Here is a 23,983-nt window from a genome sequence, read left to right on the forward strand (position 1 = left end):
CTCCAGAGTCAAGTTTTATCAGAGATACAGCGAGCGGACGATGAGGAAATGACCGGCAAAGTAGCAGGCCGCAGCAATCGCGTTATCTGCCCGGAAGCGGCGGCGATAGTGGCTACCCAGCCAGACAAAGTTACTGATAAACAGCAATGAAGCGCCAACAAACGCAGAGAGTGCCGGAGCGGTCGGACGGAAGAACCACAGTTCACCTGCCAGCCACACCATCACCAGCGTCATGCCGATAAACGTGCAGATAGGCCAACGATACTCTTCCAGCCGCGTCCAGATAATCGCCAGTAACAGCGCGCCCAGAACCAGCAACACCAGTGGCAGAGGCCAGAAGAAAGAGAGCGTCATCTGACTGGCGAAATAGATGGTGTACAGCAGGTGCGAGAGGAAAAACGCGCCGATGGCGTACATCAGACGTTGACGTGGCAACAGGGTTAGCGCATCGCCCAGCAGTGAGGCGCACAGCCCTGCCAGCACCAGATAGCTAATGGCGTCGAACATCGGCGCTTGCCAGGCCAGTAACAGCAGGAGAAGAAGGGTTAACGGTTTAAACACCCAGCGTTGCCAGGTTGGCCCACGATACGATGCATCCACAGATAGCCATGCGGAAAGACAGACAGCGATAAACGACCAAAGCATCTTAGTTCCTTGAATTCGTTATTTTTTCGTAAGCGGAATGCCTACGGTCTTGCTTCCAGTTTAGTGGCGAGGGTGGACGGATGACAACACCATAACTGGCAGGGTATGCTTATTTCCGCATTTTCCGATGAGGGATAAAGATGAGCAAACCACCTCTTTTCTTTATTGTTATCATTGGCTTAATTGTCGTCGCCGCATCGTTTCGTTTTATGCAACAGCGACGGGAAAAAGCTGATAATGATATGGCTCCGCTCCAGCAAAAGCTGGTGGTGGTGAGCAACAAGCGGGAAAAACCGATTAACGATCGCCGTTCGCGCCAGCAGGAAGTGACTCCGGCAGGCACCAGTATGCGCTATGAGGCAAGCTTCAAACCGCAAAGCGGAGGAATGGAGCAGACGTTTCGCCTCGAGGCCCAGCAGTACCACGCCCTGACAGTGGGCGATAAAGGTACGCTGAGCTATAAAGGAACGCGCTTTGTCAGCTTTGTAGGCGAACAATAAGGTTATTTTTTAACTTTAAATTTCTTCTGCCAGACCAGCAGTTCAAACACGCCGAAAAGGAAAATCCGCACCTTTTCGGCGGTGGTCATCTGCGGGCCATCTTTCGGTAAAGTGGATTTCAATAGCGCCAGTTGCATACCATGCATCAGCACGGTAAAAATCAGCGCCACGTTAACGAAAATATTCAGCGGGCGCGGGAAGGGATGCACCAGATTGAGGATTAAAAATCCCCAAACGCAGAGCATTAACAAACGACCAATATTAATCAGCATCACTTTCTCCTTGTGCTTCGCGTTGATACAGCCGATAAGCCACCTGACCCGCCACTTTTTCCCGATGTAATGACCAGTTTGCCGGAACAGTGGGCAGACCGTTTTCGACTTCGCTTTCGACATAAATCAGGGCTTCGTCAGCCAGCCAGCCGTTATCTTCCAGTAAATTTATCGTCTCTTCTAACAAGCCACGGCGGAACGGTGGATCGACAAACACGATATTATGCGGTGTACCTTTTTGCGCCAGGAATGACATCGCGTTGCTGTTCACCACGCGTGCATTGCCTGCTTTTAGTGTCGCCAGATTCTTAATTAACTGCTGAGAAACCGCGCGATCCATCTCAATCAACGTGGCCCCCGCAGCGTAGCGCGATAACGCTTCCAGTCCCAGCGCGCCGCTCCCGGCGAAGCAATCCAGACATTGGGCGTCAACAATGACCGGAGCCAGCCAGTTAAACAACGTTTCGCGTACGCGGTCGGTGGTGGGGCGCAGACCTGGGCTATCAGGAACCGGGAGTTTACGGCCTCGCCACTGCCCGCCAATAATGCGGATTTGGCCGCTGCCGGAATGATTCGGTTTTTTCATGATAAATTGCTCAATCCGCCAGATAACACATACTTGCAGGCGGTGATGTGAATTAAGTTAAGTGATAGACTATTTCATCATTTTTTTAGCTGCTATGTACATAGCGTTAACGCTGTGCCATGAAGCAACAGCGAGGAGTGTAGTCGCAAATGGCGAAAGAAAAAAAACGTGGCTTTTTTTCCTGGCTGGGCTTTGGTCAAAAAGAGCAGACCCCGGAAAAAGAGACAGAAGTTCAGAATGAACAACCGGTTGTAGAAGAAATCGTTCAGGCGCAAGAGCCTGCGAAGGCTTCTGAACAAGCCGTCGAAGAGCAACCGCAGGCGCATACTGAAGCCGAGGCGGAAACTTTTGCTGCCGACGTTGTGGAAGTCACTGAACAGGTTGCTGAAAGTGAAAAAGCGCAGCCTGAAGCGGAAGTCGTTGCACAGCCGGAACCGGTCGTAGAAGAAACGGCGGAGCCAGTGGCTATCGAACGTGAAGAGCTGCCGTTGCCGGAAGACGTCAACGCCGAAGAGGTTTCGCCAGAAGAGTGGCAGGCTGAAGCGGAAACCGTAGAGATTGTCGAAGCGGCGGAAGAAGAAGCGGCTAAAGAAGAAATCACCGACGAAGAGCTGGAAGCACAGGCGCTGGCTGCCGAAGCGGCAGAAGAGGCGGTGATGGTGGTTCCTCCGGTAGAAGAGCAGCCGGTGGAAGAAATCGCTCAGGAGCAGGAAAAACCGACCAAAGAAGGTTTCTTCGCGCGCCTGAAACGCAGCCTGTTAAAAACCAAAGAAAATCTCGGTTCCGGATTTATCAGCCTGTTCCGCGGTAAAAAAATCGACGATGATCTGTTTGAGGAGCTGGAAGAACAGCTGTTGATCGCCGATGTGGGCGTGGAAACCACACGTAAAATTATCACCAATCTGACGGAAGGCGCATCCCGCAAGCAGCTTCGTGATGCCGAGGCGCTCTATGGCCTGCTGAAAGAAGAGATGGGCGAGATTCTGGCGAAAGTCGATGAGCCGCTGAATGTTGAAGGTAAAACGCCGTTCGTGATCCTGATGGTGGGCGTCAACGGTGTGGGTAAAACCACGACGATTGGTAAGCTGGCGCGTCAGTTTGAGCAGCAGGGTAAATCGGTGATGCTGGCGGCGGGCGATACTTTCCGTGCAGCTGCGGTTGAACAGCTTCAGGTCTGGGGTCAGCGTAACAATATCCCGGTGATTGCCCAGCATACTGGTGCGGATTCCGCTTCGGTTATCTTCGACGCCATTCAGGCTGCGAAGGCGCGTAATGTTGACGTACTGATTGCCGATACCGCCGGACGCCTGCAGAACAAATCGCACCTGATGGAAGAGTTGAAGAAAATCGTCCGCGTGATGAAGAAACTCGACGTTGAAGCGCCGCATGAAGTTATGCTGACTATCGATGCCAGCACCGGGCAGAACGCGGTAAGCCAGGCCAAACTGTTCCATGAAGCTGTTGGCTTAACCGGCATCACGCTAACGAAACTGGACGGCACGGCGAAAGGCGGGGTAATTTTCTCGGTGGCTGACCAGTTTGGTATCCCTATCCGCTACATTGGTGTCGGCGAACGTATTGAGGATTTGCGTCCGTTTAAGGCGGACGACTTTATAGAGGCACTTTTTGCCCGAGAGGATTAACAATGATTCGCTTTGAACATGTCAGCAAGGCTTATCTCGGTGGGAGACAGGCGCTGCAGGGCGTTACGTTCCATATGCAGCCGGGTGAGATGGCGTTTCTGACCGGTCATTCCGGCGCAGGGAAAAGTACCCTCCTGAAGCTGATCTGTGGGATTGAGCGGCCCAGCGCCGGGAAAATCTGGTTTAGCGGCCATGACATCACGCGTCTGAAAAACCGTGAAGTTCCGTTTCTGCGCCGCCAGATTGGCATGATTTTCCAGGATCACCATCTACTGATGGACCGTACTGTCTACGATAACGTGGCAATCCCGCTGATTATCGCCGGTGCCAGCGGTGACGATATTCGTCGCCGGGTGTCGGCGGCACTGGATAAAGTCGGGCTACTGGACAAAGCGAAGAACTTCCCTATTCAGCTTTCTGGCGGTGAACAACAGCGTGTTGGCATTGCCCGCGCGGTGGTGAACAAGCCCGCGGTACTGCTGGCGGACGAACCGACTGGTAACCTGGACGACGCGTTGTCGGAAGGGATTCTACGTCTGTTTGAAGAGTTTAACCGCGTTGGGGTAACCGTATTGATGGCAACGCACGACATCAACCTGATCTCGCGGCGTTCCTATCGCATGCTCACCCTGAGCGATGGTCACTTGCATGGAGGCGTGGGCCATGAATAAGCGCGATGCAATCAATCATATTCGGCAGTTTGGCGGGCGTCTGGATCGCTTCCGTAAATCGGTCGGCGGCTCTGGCGACGGCGGTCGTAACGCGCCAAAACGCGCGAAATCCTCGCCAAAACCGGTAAATCGCAAAACCAACGTTTTCAACGAACAGGTGCGCTATGCCTTCCACGGCGCATTGCAGGATCTGAAAAGCAAACCGTTCGCCACGTTTTTAACGGTGATGGTTATCGCCATCTCCCTGACGCTGCCCAGCGTCTGTTATATGGTGTACAAAAACGTTAACCAGGCGGCGACGCAATATTATCCGTCACCGCAAATCACTGTTTACTTGCAAAAAACGCTGGACGATGACGCCGCAGCAGGCGTGGTAGCACAGCTACAGGCCGAGCAGGGCGTGGAGAAAGTGAACTATCTTTCTCGTGAAGACGCACTGGGCGAGTTCCGTAACTGGTCTGGTTTTGGTGGTGCGCTGGATATGCTGGAAGAAAACCCGCTTCCGGCAGTGGCGGTGGTGATCCCGAAACTCGATTTTCAGGGGACGGAATCACTGAATACGCTGCGTGATCGTATCACCCAGATTAACGGCATTGACGAAGTGCGGATGGATGACAGCTGGTTTGCCCGTCTGGCGGCGTTGACCGGGCTGGTCGGGCGCGTTTCCGCGATGATCGGCGTGTTGATGGTGGCAGCAGTGTTCCTCGTCATCGGCAACAGTGTGCGTCTGAGCATCTTTGCTCGCCGTGACTCCATTAACGTGCAGAAACTGATTGGTGCGACGGATGGTTTCATCCTGCGCCCGTTCCTGTACGGAGGCGCATTGCTGGGATTTTCTGGCGCATTGCTGTCATTAATTTTGTCAGAAATTCTGGTACTGCGTTTGTCATCGGCGGTTGCAGAAGTGGCACAGGTTTTCGGAACGAAGTTTGATATCAATGGTTTATCGTTCGATGAATGCCTGCTATTGCTGCTGGTATGCTCGATGATTGGCTGGGTGGCAGCGTGGCTTGCCACGGTACAACATTTACGCCACTTTACGCCTGAATAATAAAAGCGTGTTATACTCTTTCCCTGCAATGGGTTCCGTAGCAGGGAAAGAGATCCCGTTGTCTCTTCCCGGTATTTCATCTCTATGTCACATTTTGTGCGTAATTTATTCACAAGCTTGCATTGAACTTGTGGATAAAATCACGGTCTGATAAAACAGTGAATGATAACCTCGTTGCTCTTAAGCTCTGGCACAGTTGTTGCTACCACTGAAGCGCCAGAAGATATCGATTGAGAGGATTTGAATGACTGACAAAATGCAAAGTTTAGCTTTAGCCCCAGTTGGCAACCTGGATTCCTACATCCGGGCAGCTAACGCGTGGCCGATGTTGTCGGCTGACGAGGAGCGGGCGCTGGCTGAAAAGCTGCATTACCATGGCGATCTGGAAGCAGCTAAAACGCTGATCCTGTCTCACCTGCGGTTTGTTGTTCATATTGCTCGTAATTATGCGGGCTATGGCCTGCCACAGGCGGATTTGATTCAGGAAGGTAACATCGGCCTGATGAAAGCAGTGCGCCGTTTCAACCCGGAAGTGGGTGTGCGCCTGGTCTCCTTCGCCGTTCACTGGATCAAAGCAGAGATCCACGAATACGTTCTGCGTAACTGGCGTATCGTCAAAGTTGCGACCACCAAAGCGCAGCGCAAACTGTTCTTCAACCTGCGTAAAACTAAGCAGCGTCTGGGCTGGTTTAACCAGGATGAAGTCGAAATGGTGGCCCGTGAACTGGGCGTAACCAGCAAAGACGTTCGTGAGATGGAATCACGTATGGCGGCACAGGACATGACCTTTGACCTGTCTTCCGACGACGATTCCGACAGCCAGCCGATGGCACCGGTGCTCTATCTGCAGGATAAATCATCTAACTTTGCCGACGGCATCGAAGATGATAACTGGGAAGAGCAGGCGGCAAACCGTCTGACCGACGCGATGCAAGGTCTGGACGAACGCAGCCAGGACATCATCCGCGCGCGCTGGCTGGACGAAGACAACAAGTCCACGTTGCAGGAACTGGCTGACCGTTACGGTGTTTCCGCTGAACGTGTGCGCCAACTGGAAAAGAACGCGATGAAAAAACTTCGCGCCGCTATTGAAGCGTAATTTCCGCTATTAAGCAGAGAACCCTGGATGAGAGTCCGGGGTTTTTGTTTTTTGGGCCTCTACAATAATCAATTCCCCCTCCGGCAAAACGTCAATCCCCACGCAGATTGTTAATAAACTGTCAAAATAGCTATTCCAATATCATAAAAATGGGGTATGTTTTAGCAGAGTATGCTGCTAAAGCACGGGTAGTCATGCATAAAACGAAATAAAGTGCTGAATCACAACACCACAACACACGTAATAACCAGAAGAATGGGGATTCTCAGGATGAACATAAAGGGTAAAGCGTTACTGGCAGGATGTATCGCGCTGGCATTCAGCAATATGGCTCTGGCAGAAGATATTAAAGTCGCGGTCGTGGGCGCAATGTCCGGTCCGGTTGCGCAGTACGGTGACCAGGAGTTTACCAGCGCAGAGCAGGCGGTTGCGGATATCAACGCTAAAGGCGGCATTAAAGGCAACAAACTGCAAATCGTAAAATATGACGATGCCTGTGACCCGAAACAGGCGGTTGCGGTGGCGAACAAAGTCGTTAACGACGGCATTAAATATGTGATTGGTCACCTCTGTTCTTCATCAACGCAGCCTGCGTCTGACATCTACGAAGACGAAGGCATTTTAATGATCACCCCAGCGGCAACCGCGCCGGAGCTGACCGCCCGTGGCTATCAGCTGATCCTGCGCACCACCGGCCTGGACTCCGACCAGGGGCCGACGGCGGCGAAATATATTCTTGAGAAAGTGAAACCGCAGCGTATTGCTATCGTTCACGACAAACAGCAATACGGCGAAGGTCTGGCGCGAGCGGTGCAGGACGGCCTGAAGAAAGGCAATGCTAACGTGGTGTTCTTTGATGGTATCACCGCCGGGGAAAAAGATTTCTCAACGCTGGTGGCCCGTCTGAAAAAAGAGAATATCGACTTCGTTTACTACGGCGGTTATCACCCGGAAATGGGGCAAATCCTGCGTCAGGCACGCGCGGCAGGGCTGAAAACTCAGTTTATGGGGCCGGAAGGTGTGGCTAACGTTTCGCTGTCTAACATTGCGGGCGAATCAGCGGAAGGGCTGCTGGTGACCAAGCCGAAGAACTACGATCAGGTTCCGGCGAACAAACCCATTGTTGACGCCATCAAAGCGAAAAAACAGGACCCAAGCGGCGCATTCGTTTGGACCACCTACGCCGCGCTGCAATCTTTGCAGGCGGGCCTGAATCAGTCTGACGATCCGGCTGAGATCGCCAAATACCTGAAAGCGAACTCCGTGGATACCGTGATGGGGCCGCTGACGTGGGATGAGAAAGGTGATCTGAAAGGCTTTGAGTTCGGCGTATTTGACTGGCACGCCAACGGCACGGCGACCGATGCGAAGTAATCATTAATCGGCAACTTTGGGTTGCCGCCAAATTGCTAATATCGAGTACGTTGCTTCATGCCGGATGCGGCGTAAACGCCTTATCCGGCCTACAAGATCCAAAGAAATCAGTAAATTGCAACACACATTGTAGGCCTGATAAGCGTAGCGCATCAGGCAATTTCTCGTTGGTCATCACTTTTGAAATCAACTTGACGATTAACGCTTCTCCCAGCCGCCCTGTTGCGCCGTAAACCCCAGCGCCTGCATAAACGCCGTCATCACACCGCGATCTTCCACGCCTGCATCCGCCATCCACCAGCATGAAACGGCAGGATTGTTACGCAAAACCTCTTCCAGCAGATATTGCCCCACACCGCGACGGCGGGTGACTTCCCGCACGCGCAGGGAATCCAGTGCTCCCTCGGTGCCGCTTAAGGTTACCCGCACGGCCGCTAGCAGGCGCTCGTTAAAACGCGCGGCGTAGATGCGGTGGTTATCGTCAACCTGTAAAGAGGAAGGGGAATACTCCGGCCAGATCTTTTGCAGGTCAATCCGGTCCTGGTCGCTAAAGTTTTCTAATCGAATGATGGTCAGCTTCATGGGTAACCCGTGTAAATCACAAAAGTGGAACCAGTGTAGCGAAATAATTTAATCGGAGGCTTTCTCTTTTTTATTTCTTTTGGCAGGTGATTAATTTTTTAACAGCAATAATTACAAAGTTAAAACATTATAGAATGAAAAATACCCAGCATAATCCCCTGAATGATAGTGAATTATTCCGCCCTTTGTGCCGTTATTTTATGCTGACAAAGGCACTTTTTTCTGTTTATCTATCAATAAATTCAGAATATTATCTGTTCTTAATCGACTGAAAAATAGGGATTTTAATCACTATTATCACAAAATACTGCGCTAAACCCTTAATCAGACAGGCAAAAACAGTGCAGTATAAAAAAAGAACAGTCTGATTTGTTAACACATAAAAACAAAGCAACACAACATCACGAATGGGGATTTTTGACTATGAAACGGAATGCGAAAACTATCATCGCAGGGATGATTGCACTGGCAATTTCACACACCGCTATGGCTGACGATATTAAAGTTGCCGTTGTCGGCGCGATGTCCGGCCCGATTGCCCAGTGGGGCGATATGGAATTTAACGGCGCGCGTCAGGCGATTAAAGACATTAATGCCAAAGGGGGAATTAAAGGCGATAAGCTGGTGGGCGTGGAATATGACGACGCCTGCGACCCGAAACAAGCCGTTGCGGTCGCCAACAAAATCGTTAACGACGGCATTAAATACGTTATTGGTCATCTGTGTTCTTCTTCTACCCAACCTGCGTCAGATATCTACGAAGACGAAGGTATTCTGATGATCTCGCCGGGAGCGACCAACCCGGAGCTGACCCAACGCGGTTATCAACACATTATGCGTACTGCCGGGCTGGACTCTTCCCAGGGGCCTACGGCGGCAAAATACATTCTTGAGACGGTGAAGCCCCAGCGCATCGCCATCATTCACGACAAACAACAGTATGGCGAAGGGCTGGCGCGTTCGGTGCAGGACGGGCTAAAAGCGGCTAACGCCAACGTCGTCTTCTTCGACGGTATTACCGCCGGGGAGAAAGATTTCTCCGCGCTGATCGCCCGCCTGAAAAAAGAAAACATCGACTTCGTTTACTACGGCGGTTACTACCCGGAAATGGGGCAGATGCTGCGCCAGGCCCGTTCCGTTGGCCTGAAAACTCAGTTTATGGGGCCGGAAGGTGTGGGTAACGCATCATTGTCGAATATTGCCGGTGATGCTGCCGAAGGCATGTTGGTCACTATGCCAAAACGCTATGACCAGGATCCGGCAAACCAGGGCATCGTTGATGCGCTGAAAGCAGACAAGAAAGATCCGTCCGGGCCTTATGTCTGGATCACCTACGCGGCGGTGCAATCTCTGGCGACTGCCCTTGAGCGTACTGGCAGCGATGAGCCGCTGGCGCTGGTGAAAGATTTAAAAGCTAACGGTGCAAACACCGTGATTGGGCCGCTGAACTGGGATGAAAAAGGCGATCTTAAGGGATTTGATTTTGGTGTCTTCCAGTGGCACGCCGACGGTTCATCCACGGCAGCCAAGTGATCATCCCACCGCCCGTAAAATGCGGGCGGGTTTAGAAAGGTTACCTTATGTCTGAGCAGTTTTTGTATTTCTTGCAGCAGATGTTTAACGGCGTCACGCTGGGCAGTACCTACGCGCTGATAGCCATCGGCTACACCATGGTTTACGGCATTATCGGCATGATCAACTTCGCCCACGGCGAGGTTTATATGATTGGCAGCTACGTCTCATTTATGATCATCGCCGCGCTGATGATGATGGGCATTGATACCGGCTGGCTGCTGGTGGCGGCGGGATTCGTCGGCGCAATCGTCATTGCCAGCGCCTACGGCTGGAGTATCGAACGGGTAGCCTATCGCCCGGTGCGTAACTCTAAGCGCCTGATTGCGCTCATCTCGGCAATCGGCATGTCCATCTTCCTGCAAAACTACGTTAGCCTGACCGAAGGTTCGCGTGACGTGGCGCTGCCCAGTCTGTTTAACGGGCAGTGGGTGGTGGGCCATAGCGAAAACTTCTCTGCCTCTATTACTACCATGCAGGCGGTGATTTGGATTGTTACCTTCCTCGCCATGCTGGCGCTGACGATTTTCATTCGCTATTCCCGTATGGGGCGCGCCTGTCGTGCCTGCGCGGAAGATCTGAAAATGGCGAGCCTGCTTGGCATCAACACCGACCGGGTGATTGCGCTGACCTTTGTGATTGGCGCGGCGATGGCGGCGGTGGCGGGTGTGCTGCTCGGTCAGTTCTACGGTGTGATTAACCCCTACATCGGCTTTATGGCCGGGATGAAAGCCTTTACCGCGGCGGTGCTCGGCGGGATTGGCAGCATTCCGGGGGCGATGATTGGCGGGCTGATCCTGGGGATTGCGGAGGCGCTCTCTTCTGCCTATCTGAGTACGGAATATAAAGATGTGGTCTCATTTGCCCTGCTGATCCTGGTACTGCTGGTGATGCCGACCGGTATTCTGGGGCGCCCGGAGGTAGAGAAAGTATGAAACCGATGCATATTGCAATGGCGCTGCTCTCTGCCGCGATGTTCTTTATCCTCGCTGGCGTCTTTATGGGCGTACAGCTGGAGCTGGACGGCACCAAACTGGTGGTCGACACGGCTTCGGATGTCCGTTGGCAGTGGGTGTTTATCGGCACGGCGGTGGTCTTTTTCTTCCAGATTTTGCGACCTGCTTTCCAGAAAGGGTTGAAAAGCGTTTCCGGGCCGAAGTTTATTCTGCCCGCGATTGATGGCTCCACGGTGAAGCAGAAACTGTTCCTCGTGGCGCTGTTGGTGCTTGCGGTGGCGTGGCCGTTTATGGTTTCACGCGGGACGGTGGATATCGCCACCCTGACCATGATCTACATTATCCTCGGCCTCGGGCTGAACGTGGTGGTAGGGCTTTCCGGCCTGCTGGTGCTGGGGTACGGCGGTTTTTACGCCATCGGCGCTTACACTTTTGCGCTGCTCAATCACTATTACGGCTTGGGCTTCTGGACCTGTCTGCCGATTGCCGGGTTAATGGCAGCGGCGGCGGGCTTCCTGCTCGGCTTTCCGGTGCTGCGTCTGCGTGGTGATTATCTGGCGATCGTTACCCTCGGCTTCGGCGAAATTGTGCGCATATTGCTGCTCAATAACACCGAAATTACCGGCGGCCCGAACGGAATCAGTCAGATCCCGAAACCGACTTTCTTCGGCCTTGAGTTCAGCCGTACCGCCCGTGAAGGCGGTTGGGACACGTTCAGTAATTTCTTTGGCCTGAAATACGATCCCTCCGATCGCGTCATCTTCCTGTATCTGGTGGCGTTGCTGCTGGTGGTGCTAAGCCTGTTTGTCATTAACCGCCTGCTGCGGATGCCGCTGGGGCGTGCGTGGGAAGCGTTGCGTGAAGATGAGATCGCCTGCCGTTCGCTGGGCTTAAGCCCGCGTCGTATCAAGCTGACCGCTTTTACCATCAGTGCCGCGTTTGCCGGTTTTGCCGGAACGCTGTTTGCTGCGCGCCAGGGCTTTGTCAGCCCGGAATCCTTCACCTTTGCTGAATCGGCGTTTGTACTGGCGATAGTGGTGCTCGGCGGTATGGGATCGCAGTTTGCGGTGATTCTGGCGGCAATTTTGCTGGTGGTGTCGCGCGAGTTGATGCGTGATTTCAACGAATACAGCATGTTAATGCTCGGTGGTTTGATGGTGCTGATGATGATCTGGCGTCCGCAGGGCTTGCTGCCCATGACGCGCCCGCAACTGAAGCTGAAAAACGGCGCAGCGAAAGGAGAGCAGGCATGAGTCAGCCATTATTATCTGTGAACGGCCTGATGATGCGCTTCGGCGGCCTGCTGGCGGTGAACAACGTCAATCTTGAACTGTACCCGCAGGAGATCGTCTCGTTAATCGGCCCTAACGGTGCCGGAAAAACCACGGTTTTTAACTGCCTGACCGGTTTCTACAAACCCACCGGCGGCACCATTTTACTGCGCGATCAGCATCTTGAAGGTTTACCGGGGCAGCAAATTGCCCGCATGGGCGTGGTGCGCACCTTCCAGCATGTGCGTCTGTTCCGTGAAATGACGGTAATTGAAAACCTGCTGGTGGCGCAGCATCAGCAACTGAAAACCGGGCTGTTCTCTGGCCTGTTGAAAACGCCTTCTTTCCGTCGCGCCCAGAGCGAAGCGCTCGACCGCGCCGCCACCTGGCTTGAGCGCATTGGTTTGCTGGAACACGCCAACCGTCAGGCGAGTAACCTGGCCTATGGTGACCAACGCCGTCTGGAGATTGCCCGCTGCATGGTGACGCAGCCGGAGATTTTAATGCTCGACGAACCGGCGGCAGGTCTTAACCCAAAAGAAACCAAAGAGCTGGATGAGCTGATTGCCGAACTGCGCAATCATCACAACACCACTATCTTGTTGATTGAACACGATATGAAGCTGGTGATGGGGATTTCAGACCGAATTTATGTGGTCAATCAGGGGACGCCACTGGCAAACGGTACGCCGGAGCAAATCCGTAATAACCCGGACGTGATCCGTGCCTATTTAGGTGAGGCATAAGATGGAAAAAGTCATGTTGTCCTTTGACAAAGTCAGCGCCCACTACGGCAAAATCCAGGCGCTGCATGAGGTGAGCCTGCATATCAATCAGGGCGAGATTGTCACCCTCATTGGCGCGAACGGGGCGGGGAAAACCACCTTGCTCGGCACGTTATGCGGCGATCCGCGCGCTACCAGCGGGCGAATTGTGTTTGATGATAAAGACATTACCGACTGGCAGACGGCGAAAATCATGCGCGAAGCGGTAGCGATTGTCCCGGAAGGGCGTCGCGTCTTCTCGCGGATGACGGTGGAAGAGAACCTGGCGATGGGCGGCTTTTTTGCCGAACGCGACCAGTTCCAGGAGCGCATAAAGTGGGTGTATGAACTGTTTCCACGTCTGCATGAGCGCCGTGTTCAGCGGGCAGGCACCATGTCCGGCGGTGAGCAACAAATGCTGGCGATTGGTCGCGCGCTGATGAGCAACCCGCGTTTGCTGCTACTTGATGAGCCATCGCTCGGTCTTGCGCCGATTATCATCCAGCAAATTTTCGACACCATCGAGCAGCTGCGCGAGCAGGGGATGACTATCTTCCTCGTCGAGCAGAACGCCAACCAGGCGCTAAAGCTGGCGGATCGCGGCTACGTGCTGGAAAACGGCCATGTGGTGCTCTCCGATACCGGCGACGCGCTGCTGGCGAACGAAGCAGTGAGAAGTGCGTATTTAGGCGGGTAATAACACGTTGATTGATAAGGAGTCAAAAGACTCCTTTGAGACAGGTGACAAATGTAAAATTGCCTGATGCGCTGCGCTTATCAGGCCTACTGGGTGAGTTGCAATATATTGAATTTGCACGATCTTGTAGGCCGGATAAGGCGTTTACGCCGCATCCGGCATGAAACGATGAGTAATCTGTAGAGTTTGATTCAGACCTTCTATTTTCCGCTTATCCGTGCCCCATCTCCCATTTTCCCTCACCCACGCCGTCACCGCCTTGTCATCTTTCTGACACCTTACTATCTTACAAATGTAACAAAAAAGTTATTTTTCTGTAATTCGAGCATGTCATGTTACCCCGCGAGCATAAAACGCGTGAATTCGCGCATTCGGTACAACAAGAGAGATAAACGATGAAACCGTTACATTATACAGCTTCAGCACTGGCGCTCGGACTGGCGTTAATGGGGAATGCACAGGCAGTGACGACCATTCCGTTCTGGCATTCTATGGAAGGGGAACTGGGTAAAGAGGTGGATTCTCTGGCCCAACGTTTTAACGCCGAAAATCCGGATTACAAAATTGTACCGACCTATAAAGGCAACTACGAACAGAATTTAAGCGCGGGGATTGCCGCATTTCGTACCGGCAACGCTCCGGCTATTTTGCAGGTTTATGAAGTTGGCACCGCCACCATGATGGCATCGAAAGCCATTAAACCGGTATATGACGTGTTTAAAGAGGCGGGGATTCAATTCGATGAGTCGCAGTTTGTGCCGACGGTTTCCGGTTACTACTCCGACAGCAAAACGGGCCACTTACTCTCCCAGCCATTCAACAGCTCGACCCCCGTTCTCTATTACAACAAAGACGCCTTCAAGAAAGCAGGATTAGACCCGGAACAACCGCCGAAAACCTGGCAGGATCTGGCGGACTATGCCGCGAAACTGAAAGCCTCCGGTATGAAGTGCGGCTACGCCAGCGGCTGGCAGGGCTGGATCCAACTGGAAAACTTTAGCGCCTGGAACGGTCTGCCGTTTGCCAGCAAAAACAACGGCTTTGACGGCACGGACGCGGTGCTGGAGTTCAACAAGCCGGAGCAGGTGAAACACATCGCCATGCTCGAGGAGATGAACAAGAAGGGCGACTTCAGCTACGTCGGTCGTAAGGATGAATCCACCGAGAAGTTCTATAACGGTGATTGCGCGATGACCACCGCCTCTTCCGGTTCTCTCGCTAATATTCGTGAGTACGCCAAATTTAACTATGGCGTAGGCATGATGCCTTACGACGCCGATGCGAAAGATGCACCGCAAAACGCCATTATCGGCGGGGCCAGCCTGTGGGTGATGCAGGGCAAAAATAAAGAAACGTATACCGGCGTGGCGAAGTTCCTCGACTTCCTCGCGAAGCCAGAAAACGCTGCCGAGTGGCATCAGAAAACCGGTTATCTGCCAATCACCAAAGCAGCGTATGACCTGACCCGTGAGCAGGGCTTTTACGAGAAAAACCCAGGGGCGGATACCGCGACGCGTCAGATGCTGAATAAGCCGCCGTTGCCGTTCACCAAAGGGCTGCGTCTGGGCAACATGCCGCAGATCCGCGTGATTGTGGATGAAGAGCTGGAGAGCGTGTGGACCGGTAAGAAGACACCACAGCAGGCACTGGATACCGCCGTTGAGCGTGGAAATCAGTTGCTGCGCCGCTTTGAGAAATCGACGAAGTCTTAATCAGTGTAATGTCGGATGCGTTTCGCTTATCTGACCTGGCATCGCGTGTAGGCCGGATAAGCGAAGCGCATCCGGCACAGTTCAGGAATTAACCGTAATGTCATCATCCCGTCCGGTGTTCCGCTCGCGCTGGCTGCCTTATCTGCTGGTCGCGCCGCAGCTCATCATCACCGTTATCTTTTTTATCTGGCCTGCGGGCGAAGCGTTGTGGTACTCGCTACAAAGCGTCGATCCGTTTGGTTTCTCCAGCCAGTTTGTCGGCCTGGATAACTTCGTCACGCTGTTCCATGACAGCTACTATCTCGACTCCTTCTGGACGACGATAAAATTCAGCACCTTTGTCACCGTCAGCGGTTTGCTGGTATCGCTGTTCTTTGCGGCGCTGGTGGAGTACATCGTGCGCGGCAGCCGTTTCTATCAAACCTTAATGTTGCTGCCTTACGCCGTGGCTCCCGCCGTTGCCGCCGTATTGTGGATCTTCCTGTTTAACCCCGGTCGCGGGCTGATCACCCATTTTCTCGCGGAGTTCGGCTACGACTGGAACCACGCGCAAAACAGCGGTCAGGCAATGTTTCTGGTGGTGTTTGCCTCAGTATGGAAGCAAATCAGCTACAACTTCCTGTTCTTCTATGCCGCGCTGCAATCCATTCCCCGTTCGTTGATCGAAGCCGCAGCCATCGACGGTGCAGGGCCGATTCGCCGCTTCTTTAAGATTGCGCTGCCGCTTATCGCCCCGGTGAGTTTCTTCCTGCTGGTAGTGAACCTGGTGTATGCCTTCTTCGACACCTTCCCGGTGATCGACGCCGCCACGTCCGGCGGGCCGGTTCAGGCCACCACGACGCTGATTTATAAGATCTACCGCGAAGGTTTTACCGGACTGGATCTGGCTTCGTCTGCCGCACAGTCGGTGGTGTTGATGTTCCTCGTCATCGTGCTGACGGTGGTGCAGTTCCGCTATGTTGAAAGCAAGGTGCGTTACCAATGATTGAGAACCGTCCGTGGCTGACGATATTCAGCCATACCATGCTGATCCTCGGGATCGCGGTGATCCTCTTCCCGCTGTACGTGGCGTTTGTCGCGGCGACGCTGGATAAACAGGCCGTCTATGCCGCGCCGATGACGCTCATCCCCGGCACACATCTGCTGGAAAACATCCACAACATCTGGGTGAACGGGGTAGGCACGAATAGCGCGCCGTTCTGGCGGATGTTGCTTAACAGCTTTGTGATGGCGTTCAGCATTACGCTCGGCAAAATTACCGTCTCGATGCTCTCGGCATTTGCCATTGTCTGGTTTCGTTTTCCGCTACGTAACCTCTTCTTCTGGATGATTTTTATCACCCTGATGCTGCCGGTTGAAGTACGTATCTTCCCGACGGTGGAAGTCATCGCCAACCTGCAGATGCTCGACAGCTACGCCGGTTTAACGCTGCCGCTGATGGCCTCGGCGACCGCTACTTTCCTGTTCCGCCAGTTCTTTATGACGCTGCCGGATGAGCTGGTGGAAGCCGCGCGGATCGACGGCGCATCGCCAATGCGCTTCTTTTGCGACATCGTTTTTCCGCTCTCCAAAACTAATCTGGCGGCGCTGTTTGTGATCACCTTTATCTACGGCTGGAATCAGTATTTGTGGCCGTTGTTGATTATTACCGATGTGGATCTCGGCACCACCGTGGCAGGGATCAAAGGGATGATCGCTACAGGCGAAGGCACCACGGAATGGAACTCAGTGATGGCGGCGATGTTGTTAACGCTTATCCCTCCGGTGGTGATTGTTTTAGTGATGCAGCGTGCCTTCGTGCGCGGCCTGGTCGATAGTGAGAAATAAGATGGCAGGACTGAAATTACAGGCAGTAACCAAAAGCTGGGATGGTAAAACCCAGGTCATTAAACCGCTGACCCTTGATGTGGCGGATGGCGAATTTATCGTGATGGTCGGGCCGTCTGGCTGCGGGAAATCGACGCTGCTGCGCATGGTTGCCGGGCTGGAGCGGGTGACAGAAGGCGATATCTGGATCAACGACCAGCGCGTGACTGAAATGGAGCCAAAAGATCGCGGGATTGCGATGGTGTTCCAGAACTACGCGCTTTATCCGCATATGAGTGTCGAAGAAAACATGGCGTGGGGGCTGAAAATTCGCGGCATGGGCAAGCAGCAAATTGCCGAGCGCGTTAAAGAAGCGGCGCGCATTCTGGAGCTGGACGGTCTGCTCAAACGTCGCCCGCGCGAGCTTTCCGGCGGTCAGCGCCAGCGTGTGGCGATGGGCCGCGCGATTGTGCGCGATCCGGCGGTGTTCCTGTTTGATGAGCCGCTCTCTAACCTCGATGCCAAGCTGCGCGTGCAGATGCGTCTTGAACTGCAACAGTTGCACCGTCGCCTGAAAACGACTTCACTCTACGTTACTCACGATCAGGTTGAAGCGATGACGCTCGCCCAGCGAGTAATGGTGATGAACGGCGGCGTTGCCGAACAGATTGGCACACCAGTTGAAGTCTACGAAAAGCCCGCCAGCCTGTTTGTAGCGAGTTTTATCGGCAGTCCGGCGATGAACCTGCTGACAGGCCGCGTGAATACCGAAGGCACGCATTTCGAACTGGACGGCGGTATCGTGCTACCGCTAAACGGTGGCTACCGTCAGTATGCCGGGCGTAAAATGACTCTCGGCATTCGCCCGGAACATATTGCGCTAAGCTCGCAAGCAGAAGGTGGCGTACCGCTGGTGATGGATACGCTGGAGATCCTCGGCGCAGATAACCTGGCGCACGGACGCTGGGGCGAGCAGAAGCTGGTGGTGCGACTGGCGCATCAGGAGCGCCCGACGGCAGGCAGCACGCTGTGGCTGCATCTGGCGGAAAATCAGCTGCATCTTTTTGATGGTGAAACAGGACAACGAGTATGAGTAACTGGCCTTATCCCCGCATCGTCGCTCATCGTGGCGGCGGTAAGCTGGCCCCCGAAAACACCCTGGCGGCAATCGACGTTGGGGCAAAATACGGTCATAAGATGATCGAATTTGACGCGAAGTTATCGAAAGATGGCGAGATCTTCCTGCTCCATGACGACAATCTCGAACGCACCAGCAACGGCTGGGGCGTCGCGGGTGAACTGAACTGGCAGGATTTACTGCGCGTGGATGCGGGCAGTTGGTACAGCAAAGCGTTTAAAGGTGAGCCGCTGCCGTTGCTTTCGCAGGTGGCGGAACGCTGTCGCGAACACGGGATGATGGCGAATATCGAAATCAAACCCACCACTGGCACTGGACCATTAACGGGCAAAATGGTGGCGCTGGCGGCACGCCAACTGTGGGCCGGTATGACGCCGCCGCTGCTGTCATCGTTTGAGATTGATGCTTTAGAAGCTGCACAGCTGGCGGCACCGGAACTGCCGCGTGGTTTATTGCTTGATGAGTGGCGCGACGACTGGCGCGAACTGACCGCGCGGCTGGGCTGCGTCTCTATTCATCTCAATCATAAGTTACTCGATAAAGTGCGAGTGATGCAGTTGAAAGACGCCGGACTGCGGATTCTGGTTTATACCGTCAATAAACCCCAGCGCGCGGCAGAGTTGCTGCGCTGGGGCGTGGATTGCATCTGTACCGATGCGATTGACGTGATTGGTCCGAACTTTACGGCCCAATAGTTTTCAACGGAATGTCAGGCTGCGGCGTGCTGGGCTGATTCAGCATGTCGCCGTTTCTCCTCTCCGGCAGCATATGCTGCTGATTCAACGAACTATCCGGATTACGGTTGCTGTTTAACATCCCGCCGTTGGTGTTGGGCAGCATTTGCTGCCGGGCGGGATTTCGCTCCCCCGGCTGTGACTGCAACACCCGCTGAGAATTATTGTTTATCTGGTTTTCTAAATGCTGCTGTTGCAACTGAGTTTGCGTTTTCAGTTGCTGATTCAGCATCCCTTTTTGCTGGATTTGCTGAGTCTGCATCTGGGTTTGCATCCGCTGCTGGCTGGGTATCTGATACCCCGGCTGGTTAGGGTTGTTCAGAGTATTAATGGGCTGTGCAAAGCCGACAAACGGCAGGAGTGCCGTAAGAATCAGAAGTCGTTTCATCGCGTATCCTCCTCTGAAGATATCCTTTAAGTTTACTCGCTTCCCGACAAAACGATGATTAATTCAGAGTTATATACCAGGCTTAGCTGGGGTTGCCCCTTAATCTCTGGAGAATAACGATGATAAAACCGACGTTTTTACGCCGGGTGGCCATTGCTGCTCTGCTCTCAGGAAGTTGTTTTAGCGCCGCCGCCGCGCCTCCTGCGCCGCCCGTCTCGTATGGTGTGGAGGAAGATGTCTTCCACCCGGTACGCGCGAAACAGGGAATGGTAGCGTCTGTGGACGCCACTGCCACTCAGGTGGGGGTGGATATTCTCAAGGAGGGCGGGAATGCCGTTGATGCCGCCGTGGCGGTGGGCTACGCGCTGGCGGTAACGCATCCGCAGGCAGGGAATCTGGGCGGTGGTGGTTTTATGTTAATCCGCTCGAAAAATGGCAATACCACGGCTATCGATTTCCGCGAAATGGCACCCGCCAAAGCGACCCGCGATATGTTCCTCGATGATCAGGGCAACCCGGACAGCAAAAAATCACTCACTTCGCATCTGGCTTCCGGCACACCGGGTACGGTAGCAGGTTTCTCGCTGGCGCTGGATAAATACGGCACCATGCCGCTGAACAAAGTCGTGCAGCCCGCGTTTAAACTGGCACGCGATGGTTTTATCGTTAACGACGCGCTGGCTGACGATCTCAAAACCTACGGTAGCGAAGTGTTGCCGAATCACGAAAACAGTAAAGCTATCTTCTGGAAAGAGGGCGAGCCGCTGAAAAAGGGCGACACGCTGGTGCAGGCGAACCTGGCAAAGAGCCTGGAGATGATTGCTGAAAACGGCCCGGACGAATTCTATAAAGGCACGATTGCGGAACAGATCGCCCAGGAGATGCAGAAAAACGGTGGCTTGATCACTAAAGAAGATTTAGCGGCCTATAAAGCGGTCGAACGCACTCCGATAAGCGGCGATTATCGCGGGTATCAGGTTTACTCCATGCCACCGCCATCCTCCGGCGGGATCCATATCGTACAAATCCTCAATATTCTGGAAAACTTCGATATGAAGAAATACGGCTTTGGCAGCGCCGATGCGATGCAAATCATGGCAGAGGCTGAGAAATATGCCTACGCCGACCGCTCGGAATATCTTGGCGACCCGGATTTTGTCAAAGTCCCGTGGCAGGCGCTGACCAATAAAGCCTATGCCAAATCTATTGCCGAGCAAATCGATATCAATAAAGCGAAACCGTCCAGCGAGATTCGCCCTGGCAAGCTTGCGCCTTATGAGAGTAATCAAACTACCCATTACTCAGTGGTGGATAAAGATGGTAACGCGGTGGCGGTGACCTATACGCTGAACACCACCTTCGGTACGGGTATTGTCGCGGGCGAGAGCGGTATTCTGCTTAATAACCAGATGGATGATTTCTCCGCCAAACCGGGCGTACCGAACGTTTACGGGCTGGTGGGCGGTGATGCCAACGCGGTCGGGCCGAATAAACGCCCGCTGTCGTCGATGTCACCAACCATTGTGGTGAAAGACGGTAAAACCTGGCTGGTTACCGGTAGCCCTGGCGGGAGTCGGATTATTACCACCGTGCTGCAAATGGTGGTGAATAGCATCGATTATGGCATGAATGTCGCTGAAGCGACCAATGCACCGCGTTTCCACCATCAATGGTTGCCGGACGAGCTGCGTGTCGAAAAAGGGTTTAGCCCGGATACGCTCAAGCTGCTGGAAGCAAAAGGTCAGAAAGTGGCGCTGAAAGAGGCGATGGGCAGTACACAAAGCATTATGGTTGGGCCGGACGGTGAGTTGTACGGCGCATCCGACCCGCGCTCGGTGGATGATTTAACGGCGGGGTACTAAGGTTAGCGGCCCTCTTCGTGGGAAGAGGGCTATTTTGTCAGGGCAAGCCGAAGGTAGCCTTTTTTATTTCGTAATCCTGTAGATATTCTTCCAGCGGCTTTGCCGTTCCCAGAGAATGAATTTCACCACTGTCTTTATCAATAATAAAAGGTGTGTTACCAGCTAAGCGCGCGGCCTCATCTCCAGTTTCGAGAAATTCTCGTGCTTCGAAACAGAAATACCAGCCCTGGCTAAAGCGTCCATGTAGAGTAATGACGACCGGGAGATCTGCATCATCAAGGTAATGGTTCGCTTTCGCGAATGCGTCGTGATAAGTAATCATAATTATAATAAATATTATTGTTGAGTGTTATATTATTATTCCTGTGTGATACATTGAGCAAAGACGCGTTCATCTTCGTCAAAGATATTATTAAATGCTGGTTTTGAAAAAAGTTCATCGGATAAGATATAGTCACGAAATAAGTATCTGCTAATATTTTATGATTTCTTTTTCAGAACGTCGAACGGGATTTTCTTATTTAAGATATCAGAATCTTATGATTCGGGTAAAATTCTAAATAAATCAACATGTCATTAAAATCATCATAGCCATTAGCTATTTCGGCTAAAATAGAGACTACATGTCTTCGGTCCATCTCACTTAAGGAGTGTAGTTCCGTTGTAAGTTTTTCCATAGCTTGCACTGCTAAATTTCGAACAAGGAATTTTCTGCTGGTAATCTCTAAAAAGATGGCATGGTTTACAATGATTTTTGTTTCCTTTTGATTATTATGAACAACTGTCCATGATTTCGTTTAAGAATGAAGAGAAATCACTAAACGAACTGAATATATTTTCTGTGCCAATATTATCTCTAATTTCAAAAAAGTTACTTTTAATGTCATAAGTAAATATTGAAATGCTATCATCCCCGATCACTAACCGTTCTTGTAGATCAGGGTTTATGAAATCATCATTATTTCTATAAAATTCATTTACGGCAAAAAGGTTTTTAACTGAAGGTTCTGGAATCGAGAGGCTAAATAATCGTAATCCATTAACTTCGAATCCATCCATTGCTCTTAAAAAAGTAAGATAATCAGGTTGATTCTTAAAAAGAATACTAACTTCATTACATAACTTTTCCAGGCAATTAGTTGAATTAGAATTAAATTCTATTTGGATTATACTTTCAATAAATGATTCCTTGAGCGGTGCTTCAAATGGATAGTCTAAATCATTCATCATTTTTATTAATTTATTTATTTGGGTTTTAGTCATCATTTTGTGTGGTCCATAATATTTTTCATGGGAGGATAAATTGAGCCAGATGGAATGGCCCAGGGAGTGATTTTGCTTTCACCTACTAATATTCCCTTAGCTATTCGTGATTGCATGTTAGTAAAAACTTTATGATATGGTTCGTTTTCGATTAATACTAAATTTTCGAAATCATTAGTACCACCATCATCTAGAGATAGTTTATGGTGAACATTATAATTTAGAGGAACATTGCCCTTTCTCATTCTTAAAAGGTCTTCGGCGTTGAATCTTCCAGATGCTTCGGAGGTTTTTGCAAGTTTGATAAGAAAATTTTTTCTTACAGTTTTATTAAACTCCTTTCGTAAGTTAGCTAAGTCTTTTGAAGGTCTCTTAATGTATATTATTTCTATTATGTCTATACCATCAAGAAGTTTTTGTTGACCTCTAAGTTTGCCTAAGTAACTATTTATTTCTGTATATGTATCAACATTAGAACGCTTTGTTAAAAGAATAGATGCTGTTGCTATCGCTATGCCCGCTGTTTTTTCATTTAGTATTTGATCATAGCCTTTTATTGCATCTCCACCCAGTTTTTCCGCAGTATCTCTGAATCCTTCAATGTTCCCATTGTATACGCCACCAGCAGCAAGTAGCCTGCCAATAGCTTTGCTGTTTAACGTTTTGAAACGATTATTTGTTTGGTTTTTTGAATTTGGTAAAAACAAACGGTTATAATTTTCAGGGAGTGCCAAATAGCTGAACTCGGTATTTGCGATAAGATGTTGACAGAGGATAAATTCATAACTAATAGTTATTGTTTCTGTATCCAGTTGGTTTTCAATGATCTGGTGATGAATAGCCGATAAAAAAGCGCCTCTTAGTTGTATATAATAATACTTTTCCCATCTACCAAATCTATTTATTCGATAGAAGTCAAATCCCATAAATAATTGTTCATTATTGTTAATGGAATTAATAAATAATGGAGTGCTTTTATCAATTAATTTACAAAATGTTATACCATGGAACTGTGAACCAAGCCCCGTATTATTAATATTATTTAAGAGTGAGAATGTAAATATTTCATCCTCATGCCCGCTCTGCCAACGATTACCTGTAGACTCAGAAGTCCCACAACCTGCGGAGATGCTTCCTTGTTGTTCTCCCGTTACTGTCAGGTAAACAATATTACTCATCCCTGAAAAGTCCTTTTATGGCATGCTATTTTATCAATGGCAATATTATGCTTGTTAATTGTTATTTATTTACTCCAGGAAATTGTAGGCGTATATATTAAAAAATAAAATATTACACTTTAGGAAGTAATTATGAGTTAAATCTCAATATATGTATTGGGCAAATAAATACCTTAAAGGAAGGTATGTCGATTTTGAATGACACCCTTTTTCCATCTC

26 protein-coding genes are annotated in these 23,983 nt (G+C 51.4%); 17 read left to right on the plus strand and 9 right to left on the minus strand.

Annotated elements, in window-relative coordinates; translation table 11 throughout:
* Positions 1 to 18: 18 nt before the first annotated feature.
* Positions 19 to 645, minus strand: coding sequence for a lysoplasmalogenase (locus tag HGD79_RS17265; RefSeq protein WP_000964718.1), 627 nt, complete (start codon positions 643 to 645; stop codon positions 19 to 21).
* Between the two features lie 140 nt (positions 646 to 785).
* Here HGD79_RS17265 and HGD79_RS17270 point away from each other — a divergent pair, with 140 nt between their 5' ends.
* A complete protein-coding gene (locus HGD79_RS17270) occupies positions 786 to 1,145 on the plus strand; it encodes a DUF2500 domain-containing protein (RefSeq protein WP_000042901.1) in 360 nt (119 codons plus the stop codon).
* Between the two features lie 2 nt (positions 1,146 to 1,147).
* Here the strand turns inward: HGD79_RS17270 and HGD79_RS17275 are convergent, their stop codons facing one another.
* Together HGD79_RS17275 and rsmD are read right to left on the minus strand one after the other, a co-directional pair.
* The gene (locus HGD79_RS17275) at positions 1,148 to 1,417 is read right to left on the minus strand and encodes a DUF1145 family protein (protein ID WP_001295207.1); all 270 of its coding nucleotides are present in this window, start codon (positions 1,415 to 1,417) and stop codon (positions 1,148 to 1,150) included.
* The gene (gene rsmD / locus HGD79_RS17280; protein ID WP_000743193.1) at positions 1,407 to 2,003 is read right to left on the minus strand and encodes a 16S rRNA (guanine(966)-N(2))-methyltransferase; all 597 of its coding nucleotides are present in this window, start codon (positions 2,001 to 2,003) and stop codon (positions 1,407 to 1,409) included. The genes HGD79_RS17275 and rsmD overlap by 11 nt, the downstream gene beginning before the upstream one ends.
* A gap of 149 nt (positions 2,004 to 2,152) precedes the next feature.
* On the opposite strand from rsmD, the gene ftsY reads away from it, so the two are divergent.
* From ftsY to livJ, 5 genes are all read left to right on the plus strand, one after another.
* Positions 2,153 to 3,646, plus strand: coding sequence for a signal recognition particle-docking protein FtsY (gene ftsY / locus HGD79_RS17285; RefSeq protein ID WP_001040630.1), 1,494 nt, complete (start codon positions 2,153 to 2,155; stop codon positions 3,644 to 3,646).
* Positions 3,647 to 3,648: 2 nt separating this feature from the next.
* Positions 3,649 to 4,317: a cell division ATP-binding protein FtsE gene (gene ftsE / locus HGD79_RS17290; protein WP_000617723.1), complete on the plus strand. Its 669-nt coding sequence runs from the start codon at positions 3,649 to 3,651 to the stop codon at positions 4,315 to 4,317.
* A complete protein-coding gene (ftsX, locus tag HGD79_RS17295; RefSeq protein WP_001042003.1) occupies positions 4,310 to 5,368 on the plus strand; it encodes a permease-like cell division protein FtsX in 1,059 nt (352 codons plus the stop codon). Before ftsE ends, ftsX begins: the two co-directional genes overlap by 8 nt.
* A gap of 244 nt (positions 5,369 to 5,612) precedes the next feature.
* Positions 5,613 to 6,467 carry an RNA polymerase sigma factor RpoH gene (gene rpoH, locus HGD79_RS17300; protein WP_000130217.1) on the plus strand — a complete coding sequence of 285 codons (855 nt, stop codon included), beginning with the start codon at positions 5,613 to 5,615 and terminating at the stop codon, positions 6,465 to 6,467.
* Positions 6,468 to 6,737: 270 nt separating this feature from the next.
* A complete protein-coding gene (gene livJ, locus HGD79_RS17305; protein ID WP_168848456.1) occupies positions 6,738 to 7,841 on the plus strand; it encodes a branched chain amino acid ABC transporter substrate-binding protein LivJ in 1,104 nt (367 codons plus the stop codon).
* A gap of 198 nt (positions 7,842 to 8,039) precedes the next feature.
* Here the strand turns inward: livJ and panM are convergent, their stop codons facing one another.
* Entirely contained in the window at positions 8,040 to 8,423 is a 384-nt protein-coding gene (gene panM, locus HGD79_RS17310) for an aspartate 1-decarboxylase autocleavage activator PanM (RefSeq protein WP_000778785.1), read from the minus strand.
* Between the two features lie 423 nt (positions 8,424 to 8,846).
* Between panM and livK the strand changes: the two genes are divergently transcribed.
* The 10 genes from livK to ugpQ all read left to right on the plus strand — a co-directional run bounded on the left by livK (position 8,847) and on the right by ugpQ (position 19,034).
* The gene (gene livK, locus HGD79_RS17315; protein ID WP_000827696.1) at positions 8,847 to 9,956 is read left to right on the plus strand and encodes a high-affinity branched-chain amino acid ABC transporter substrate-binding protein LivK; all 1,110 of its coding nucleotides are present in this window, start codon (positions 8,847 to 8,849) and stop codon (positions 9,954 to 9,956) included.
* 47 nt (positions 9,957 to 10,003) lie between these two features.
* On the plus strand, positions 10,004 to 10,930 hold the full coding sequence (livH, locus tag HGD79_RS17320) for a high-affinity branched-chain amino acid ABC transporter permease LivH (protein ID WP_001295111.1): 927 nt from the start codon (positions 10,004 to 10,006) through the stop codon (positions 10,928 to 10,930).
* The gene (livM, locus tag HGD79_RS17325) at positions 10,927 to 12,204 is read left to right on the plus strand and encodes a branched chain amino acid ABC transporter permease LivM (protein ID WP_000803771.1); all 1,278 of its coding nucleotides are present in this window, start codon (positions 10,927 to 10,929) and stop codon (positions 12,202 to 12,204) included. The genes livH and livM overlap by 4 nt, the downstream gene beginning before the upstream one ends.
* Positions 12,201 to 12,968, plus strand: coding sequence for a high-affinity branched-chain amino acid ABC transporter ATP-binding protein LivG (gene livG / locus HGD79_RS17330; protein ID WP_000082101.1), 768 nt, complete (start codon positions 12,201 to 12,203; stop codon positions 12,966 to 12,968). The genes livM and livG overlap by 4 nt, the downstream gene beginning before the upstream one ends.
* Position 12,969: 1 nt before the next feature.
* Entirely contained in the window at positions 12,970 to 13,683 is a 714-nt protein-coding gene (gene livF, locus HGD79_RS17335) for a high-affinity branched-chain amino acid ABC transporter ATP-binding protein LivF (protein ID WP_000416895.1), read from the plus strand.
* 395 nt (positions 13,684 to 14,078) lie between these two features.
* Positions 14,079 to 15,395: a sn-glycerol-3-phosphate ABC transporter substrate-binding protein UgpB gene (gene ugpB / locus HGD79_RS17340; RefSeq protein WP_000803193.1), complete on the plus strand. Its 1,317-nt coding sequence runs from the start codon at positions 14,079 to 14,081 to the stop codon at positions 15,393 to 15,395.
* Between the two features lie 97 nt (positions 15,396 to 15,492).
* Positions 15,493 to 16,380 (plus strand): sn-glycerol-3-phosphate ABC transporter permease UgpA, encoded by an 888-nt coding sequence (ugpA, locus tag HGD79_RS17345; protein ID WP_000099289.1) that lies wholly within the window; start codon positions 15,493 to 15,495, stop codon positions 16,378 to 16,380.
* Positions 16,377 to 17,222, plus strand: coding sequence for a sn-glycerol-3-phosphate ABC transporter permease UgpE (gene ugpE, locus HGD79_RS17350; protein WP_000572176.1), 846 nt, complete (start codon positions 16,377 to 16,379; stop codon positions 17,220 to 17,222). Before ugpA ends, ugpE begins: the two co-directional genes overlap by 4 nt.
* 1 nt (position 17,223) lies before the next feature.
* The gene (gene ugpC / locus HGD79_RS17355; RefSeq protein ID WP_000907801.1) at positions 17,224 to 18,294 is read left to right on the plus strand and encodes a sn-glycerol 3-phosphate ABC transporter ATP binding protein UgpC; all 1,071 of its coding nucleotides are present in this window, start codon (positions 17,224 to 17,226) and stop codon (positions 18,292 to 18,294) included.
* A complete protein-coding gene (gene ugpQ, locus HGD79_RS17360) occupies positions 18,291 to 19,034 on the plus strand; it encodes a glycerophosphodiester phosphodiesterase (protein ID WP_000073590.1) in 744 nt (247 codons plus the stop codon). The genes ugpC and ugpQ overlap by 4 nt, the downstream gene beginning before the upstream one ends.
* Here ugpQ and HGD79_RS17365 read toward each other — a convergent pair.
* Positions 19,021 to 19,461: a DUF2756 family protein gene (locus HGD79_RS17365; RefSeq protein WP_000825996.1), complete on the minus strand. Its 441-nt coding sequence runs from the start codon at positions 19,459 to 19,461 to the stop codon at positions 19,021 to 19,023. The two genes, ugpQ and HGD79_RS17365, sit on opposite strands and share 14 nt — an antisense overlap.
* A 119-nt stretch (positions 19,462 to 19,580) precedes the next feature.
* Here HGD79_RS17365 and ggt point away from each other — a divergent pair, with 119 nt between their 5' ends.
* Entirely contained in the window at positions 19,581 to 21,323 is a 1,743-nt protein-coding gene (ggt, locus tag HGD79_RS17370) for a gamma-glutamyltransferase (RefSeq protein WP_000595086.1), read from the plus strand.
* 37 nt (positions 21,324 to 21,360) lie between these two features.
* Here ggt and HGD79_RS17375 read toward each other — a convergent pair whose 3' ends face one another.
* The 4 genes from HGD79_RS17375 to HGD79_RS17390 all read right to left on the minus strand — a co-directional run bounded on the left by HGD79_RS17375 (position 21,361) and on the right by HGD79_RS17390 (position 23,764).
* Positions 21,361 to 21,645, minus strand: coding sequence for a YrhB family protein (locus tag HGD79_RS17375; RefSeq protein ID WP_033813320.1), 285 nt, complete (start codon positions 21,643 to 21,645; stop codon positions 21,361 to 21,363).
* Positions 21,646 to 21,844: 199 nt separating this feature from the next.
* The gene (yrhD, locus tag HGD79_RS17380; RefSeq protein ID WP_001307436.1) at positions 21,845 to 22,000 is read right to left on the minus strand and encodes a protein YrhD; all 156 of its coding nucleotides are present in this window, start codon (positions 21,998 to 22,000) and stop codon (positions 21,845 to 21,847) included.
* 94 nt (positions 22,001 to 22,094) lie between these two features.
* Positions 22,095 to 22,589 (minus strand): protein YrhA, encoded by a 495-nt coding sequence (yrhA, locus tag HGD79_RS17385; protein ID WP_000988496.1) that lies wholly within the window; start codon positions 22,587 to 22,589, stop codon positions 22,095 to 22,097.
* Positions 22,586 to 23,764: an Hcp1 family type VI secretion system effector gene (locus HGD79_RS17390; protein WP_000065908.1), complete on the minus strand. Its 1,179-nt coding sequence runs from the start codon at positions 23,762 to 23,764 to the stop codon at positions 22,586 to 22,588. The genes yrhA and HGD79_RS17390 overlap by 4 nt, the downstream gene beginning before the upstream one ends.
* Positions 23,765 to 23,983 lie beyond the last annotated feature (219 nt).

The organism is Escherichia sp. SCLE84, assembly GCF_012584495.1.
Lineage (GTDB): Bacteria > Pseudomonadota > Gammaproteobacteria > Enterobacterales > Enterobacteriaceae > ECMA0423.

Excerpts from the sequence above, each read along its gene's own strand:
- HGD79_RS17265 (WP_000964718.1), bottom strand. The coding sequence starts at position 645 with ATGCTTTGGTCGTTTATCGCTGTCTGTCTTTCCGCATGGCTATCTGTG.
- livJ (WP_168848456.1), top strand. The coding sequence starts at position 6,738 with ATGAACATAAAGGGTAAAGCGTTACTGGCAGGATGTATCGCGCTGGCA.
- HGD79_RS17375 (WP_033813320.1), bottom strand. The coding sequence starts at position 21,645 with ATGATTACTTATCACGACGCATTCGCGAAAGCGAACCATTACCTTGAT.
- livH (WP_001295111.1), top strand. The coding sequence starts at position 10,004 with ATGTCTGAGCAGTTTTTGTATTTCTTGCAGCAGATGTTTAACGGCGTC.
- livK (WP_000827696.1), top strand. The coding sequence starts at position 8,847 with ATGAAACGGAATGCGAAAACTATCATCGCAGGGATGATTGCACTGGCA.
- ugpB (WP_000803193.1), top strand. The coding sequence starts at position 14,079 with ATGAAACCGTTACATTATACAGCTTCAGCACTGGCGCTCGGACTGGCG.
- ugpE (WP_000572176.1), top strand. The coding sequence starts at position 16,377 with ATGATTGAGAACCGTCCGTGGCTGACGATATTCAGCCATACCATGCTG.
- panM (WP_000778785.1), bottom strand. The coding sequence starts at position 8,423 with ATGAAGCTGACCATCATTCGATTAGAAAACTTTAGCGACCAGGACCGG.
- livG (WP_000082101.1), top strand. The coding sequence starts at position 12,201 with ATGAGTCAGCCATTATTATCTGTGAACGGCCTGATGATGCGCTTCGGC.
- rpoH (WP_000130217.1), top strand. The coding sequence starts at position 5,613 with ATGACTGACAAAATGCAAAGTTTAGCTTTAGCCCCAGTTGGCAACCTG.
- ftsY (WP_001040630.1), top strand. The coding sequence starts at position 2,153 with ATGGCGAAAGAAAAAAAACGTGGCTTTTTTTCCTGGCTGGGCTTTGGT.
- ftsX (WP_001042003.1), top strand. The coding sequence starts at position 4,310 with ATGAATAAGCGCGATGCAATCAATCATATTCGGCAGTTTGGCGGGCGT.
- livF (WP_000416895.1), top strand. The coding sequence starts at position 12,970 with ATGGAAAAAGTCATGTTGTCCTTTGACAAAGTCAGCGCCCACTACGGC.
- ggt (WP_000595086.1), top strand. The coding sequence starts at position 19,581 with ATGATAAAACCGACGTTTTTACGCCGGGTGGCCATTGCTGCTCTGCTC.
- ugpA (WP_000099289.1), top strand. The coding sequence starts at position 15,493 with ATGTCATCATCCCGTCCGGTGTTCCGCTCGCGCTGGCTGCCTTATCTG.
- rsmD (WP_000743193.1), bottom strand. The coding sequence starts at position 2,003 with ATGAAAAAACCGAATCATTCCGGCAGCGGCCAAATCCGCATTATTGGC.
- HGD79_RS17365 (WP_000825996.1), bottom strand. The coding sequence starts at position 19,461 with ATGAAACGACTTCTGATTCTTACGGCACTCCTGCCGTTTGTCGGCTTT.
- HGD79_RS17275 (WP_001295207.1), bottom strand. The coding sequence starts at position 1,417 with ATGCTGATTAATATTGGTCGTTTGTTAATGCTCTGCGTTTGGGGATTT.
- yrhD (WP_001307436.1), bottom strand. The coding sequence starts at position 22,000 with ATGGAAAAACTTACAACGGAACTACACTCCTTAAGTGAGATGGACCGA.
- HGD79_RS17390 (WP_000065908.1), bottom strand. The coding sequence starts at position 23,764 with ATGAGTAATATTGTTTACCTGACAGTAACGGGAGAACAACAAGGAAGC.
- ugpC (WP_000907801.1), top strand. The coding sequence starts at position 17,224 with ATGGCAGGACTGAAATTACAGGCAGTAACCAAAAGCTGGGATGGTAAA.
- HGD79_RS17270 (WP_000042901.1), top strand. The coding sequence starts at position 786 with ATGAGCAAACCACCTCTTTTCTTTATTGTTATCATTGGCTTAATTGTC.
- ugpQ (WP_000073590.1), top strand. The coding sequence starts at position 18,291 with ATGAGTAACTGGCCTTATCCCCGCATCGTCGCTCATCGTGGCGGCGGT.
- yrhA (WP_000988496.1), bottom strand. The coding sequence starts at position 22,589 with ATGATGACTAAAACCCAAATAAATAAATTAATAAAAATGATGAATGAT.
- livM (WP_000803771.1), top strand. The coding sequence starts at position 10,927 with ATGAAACCGATGCATATTGCAATGGCGCTGCTCTCTGCCGCGATGTTC.
- ftsE (WP_000617723.1), top strand. The coding sequence starts at position 3,649 with ATGATTCGCTTTGAACATGTCAGCAAGGCTTATCTCGGTGGGAGACAG.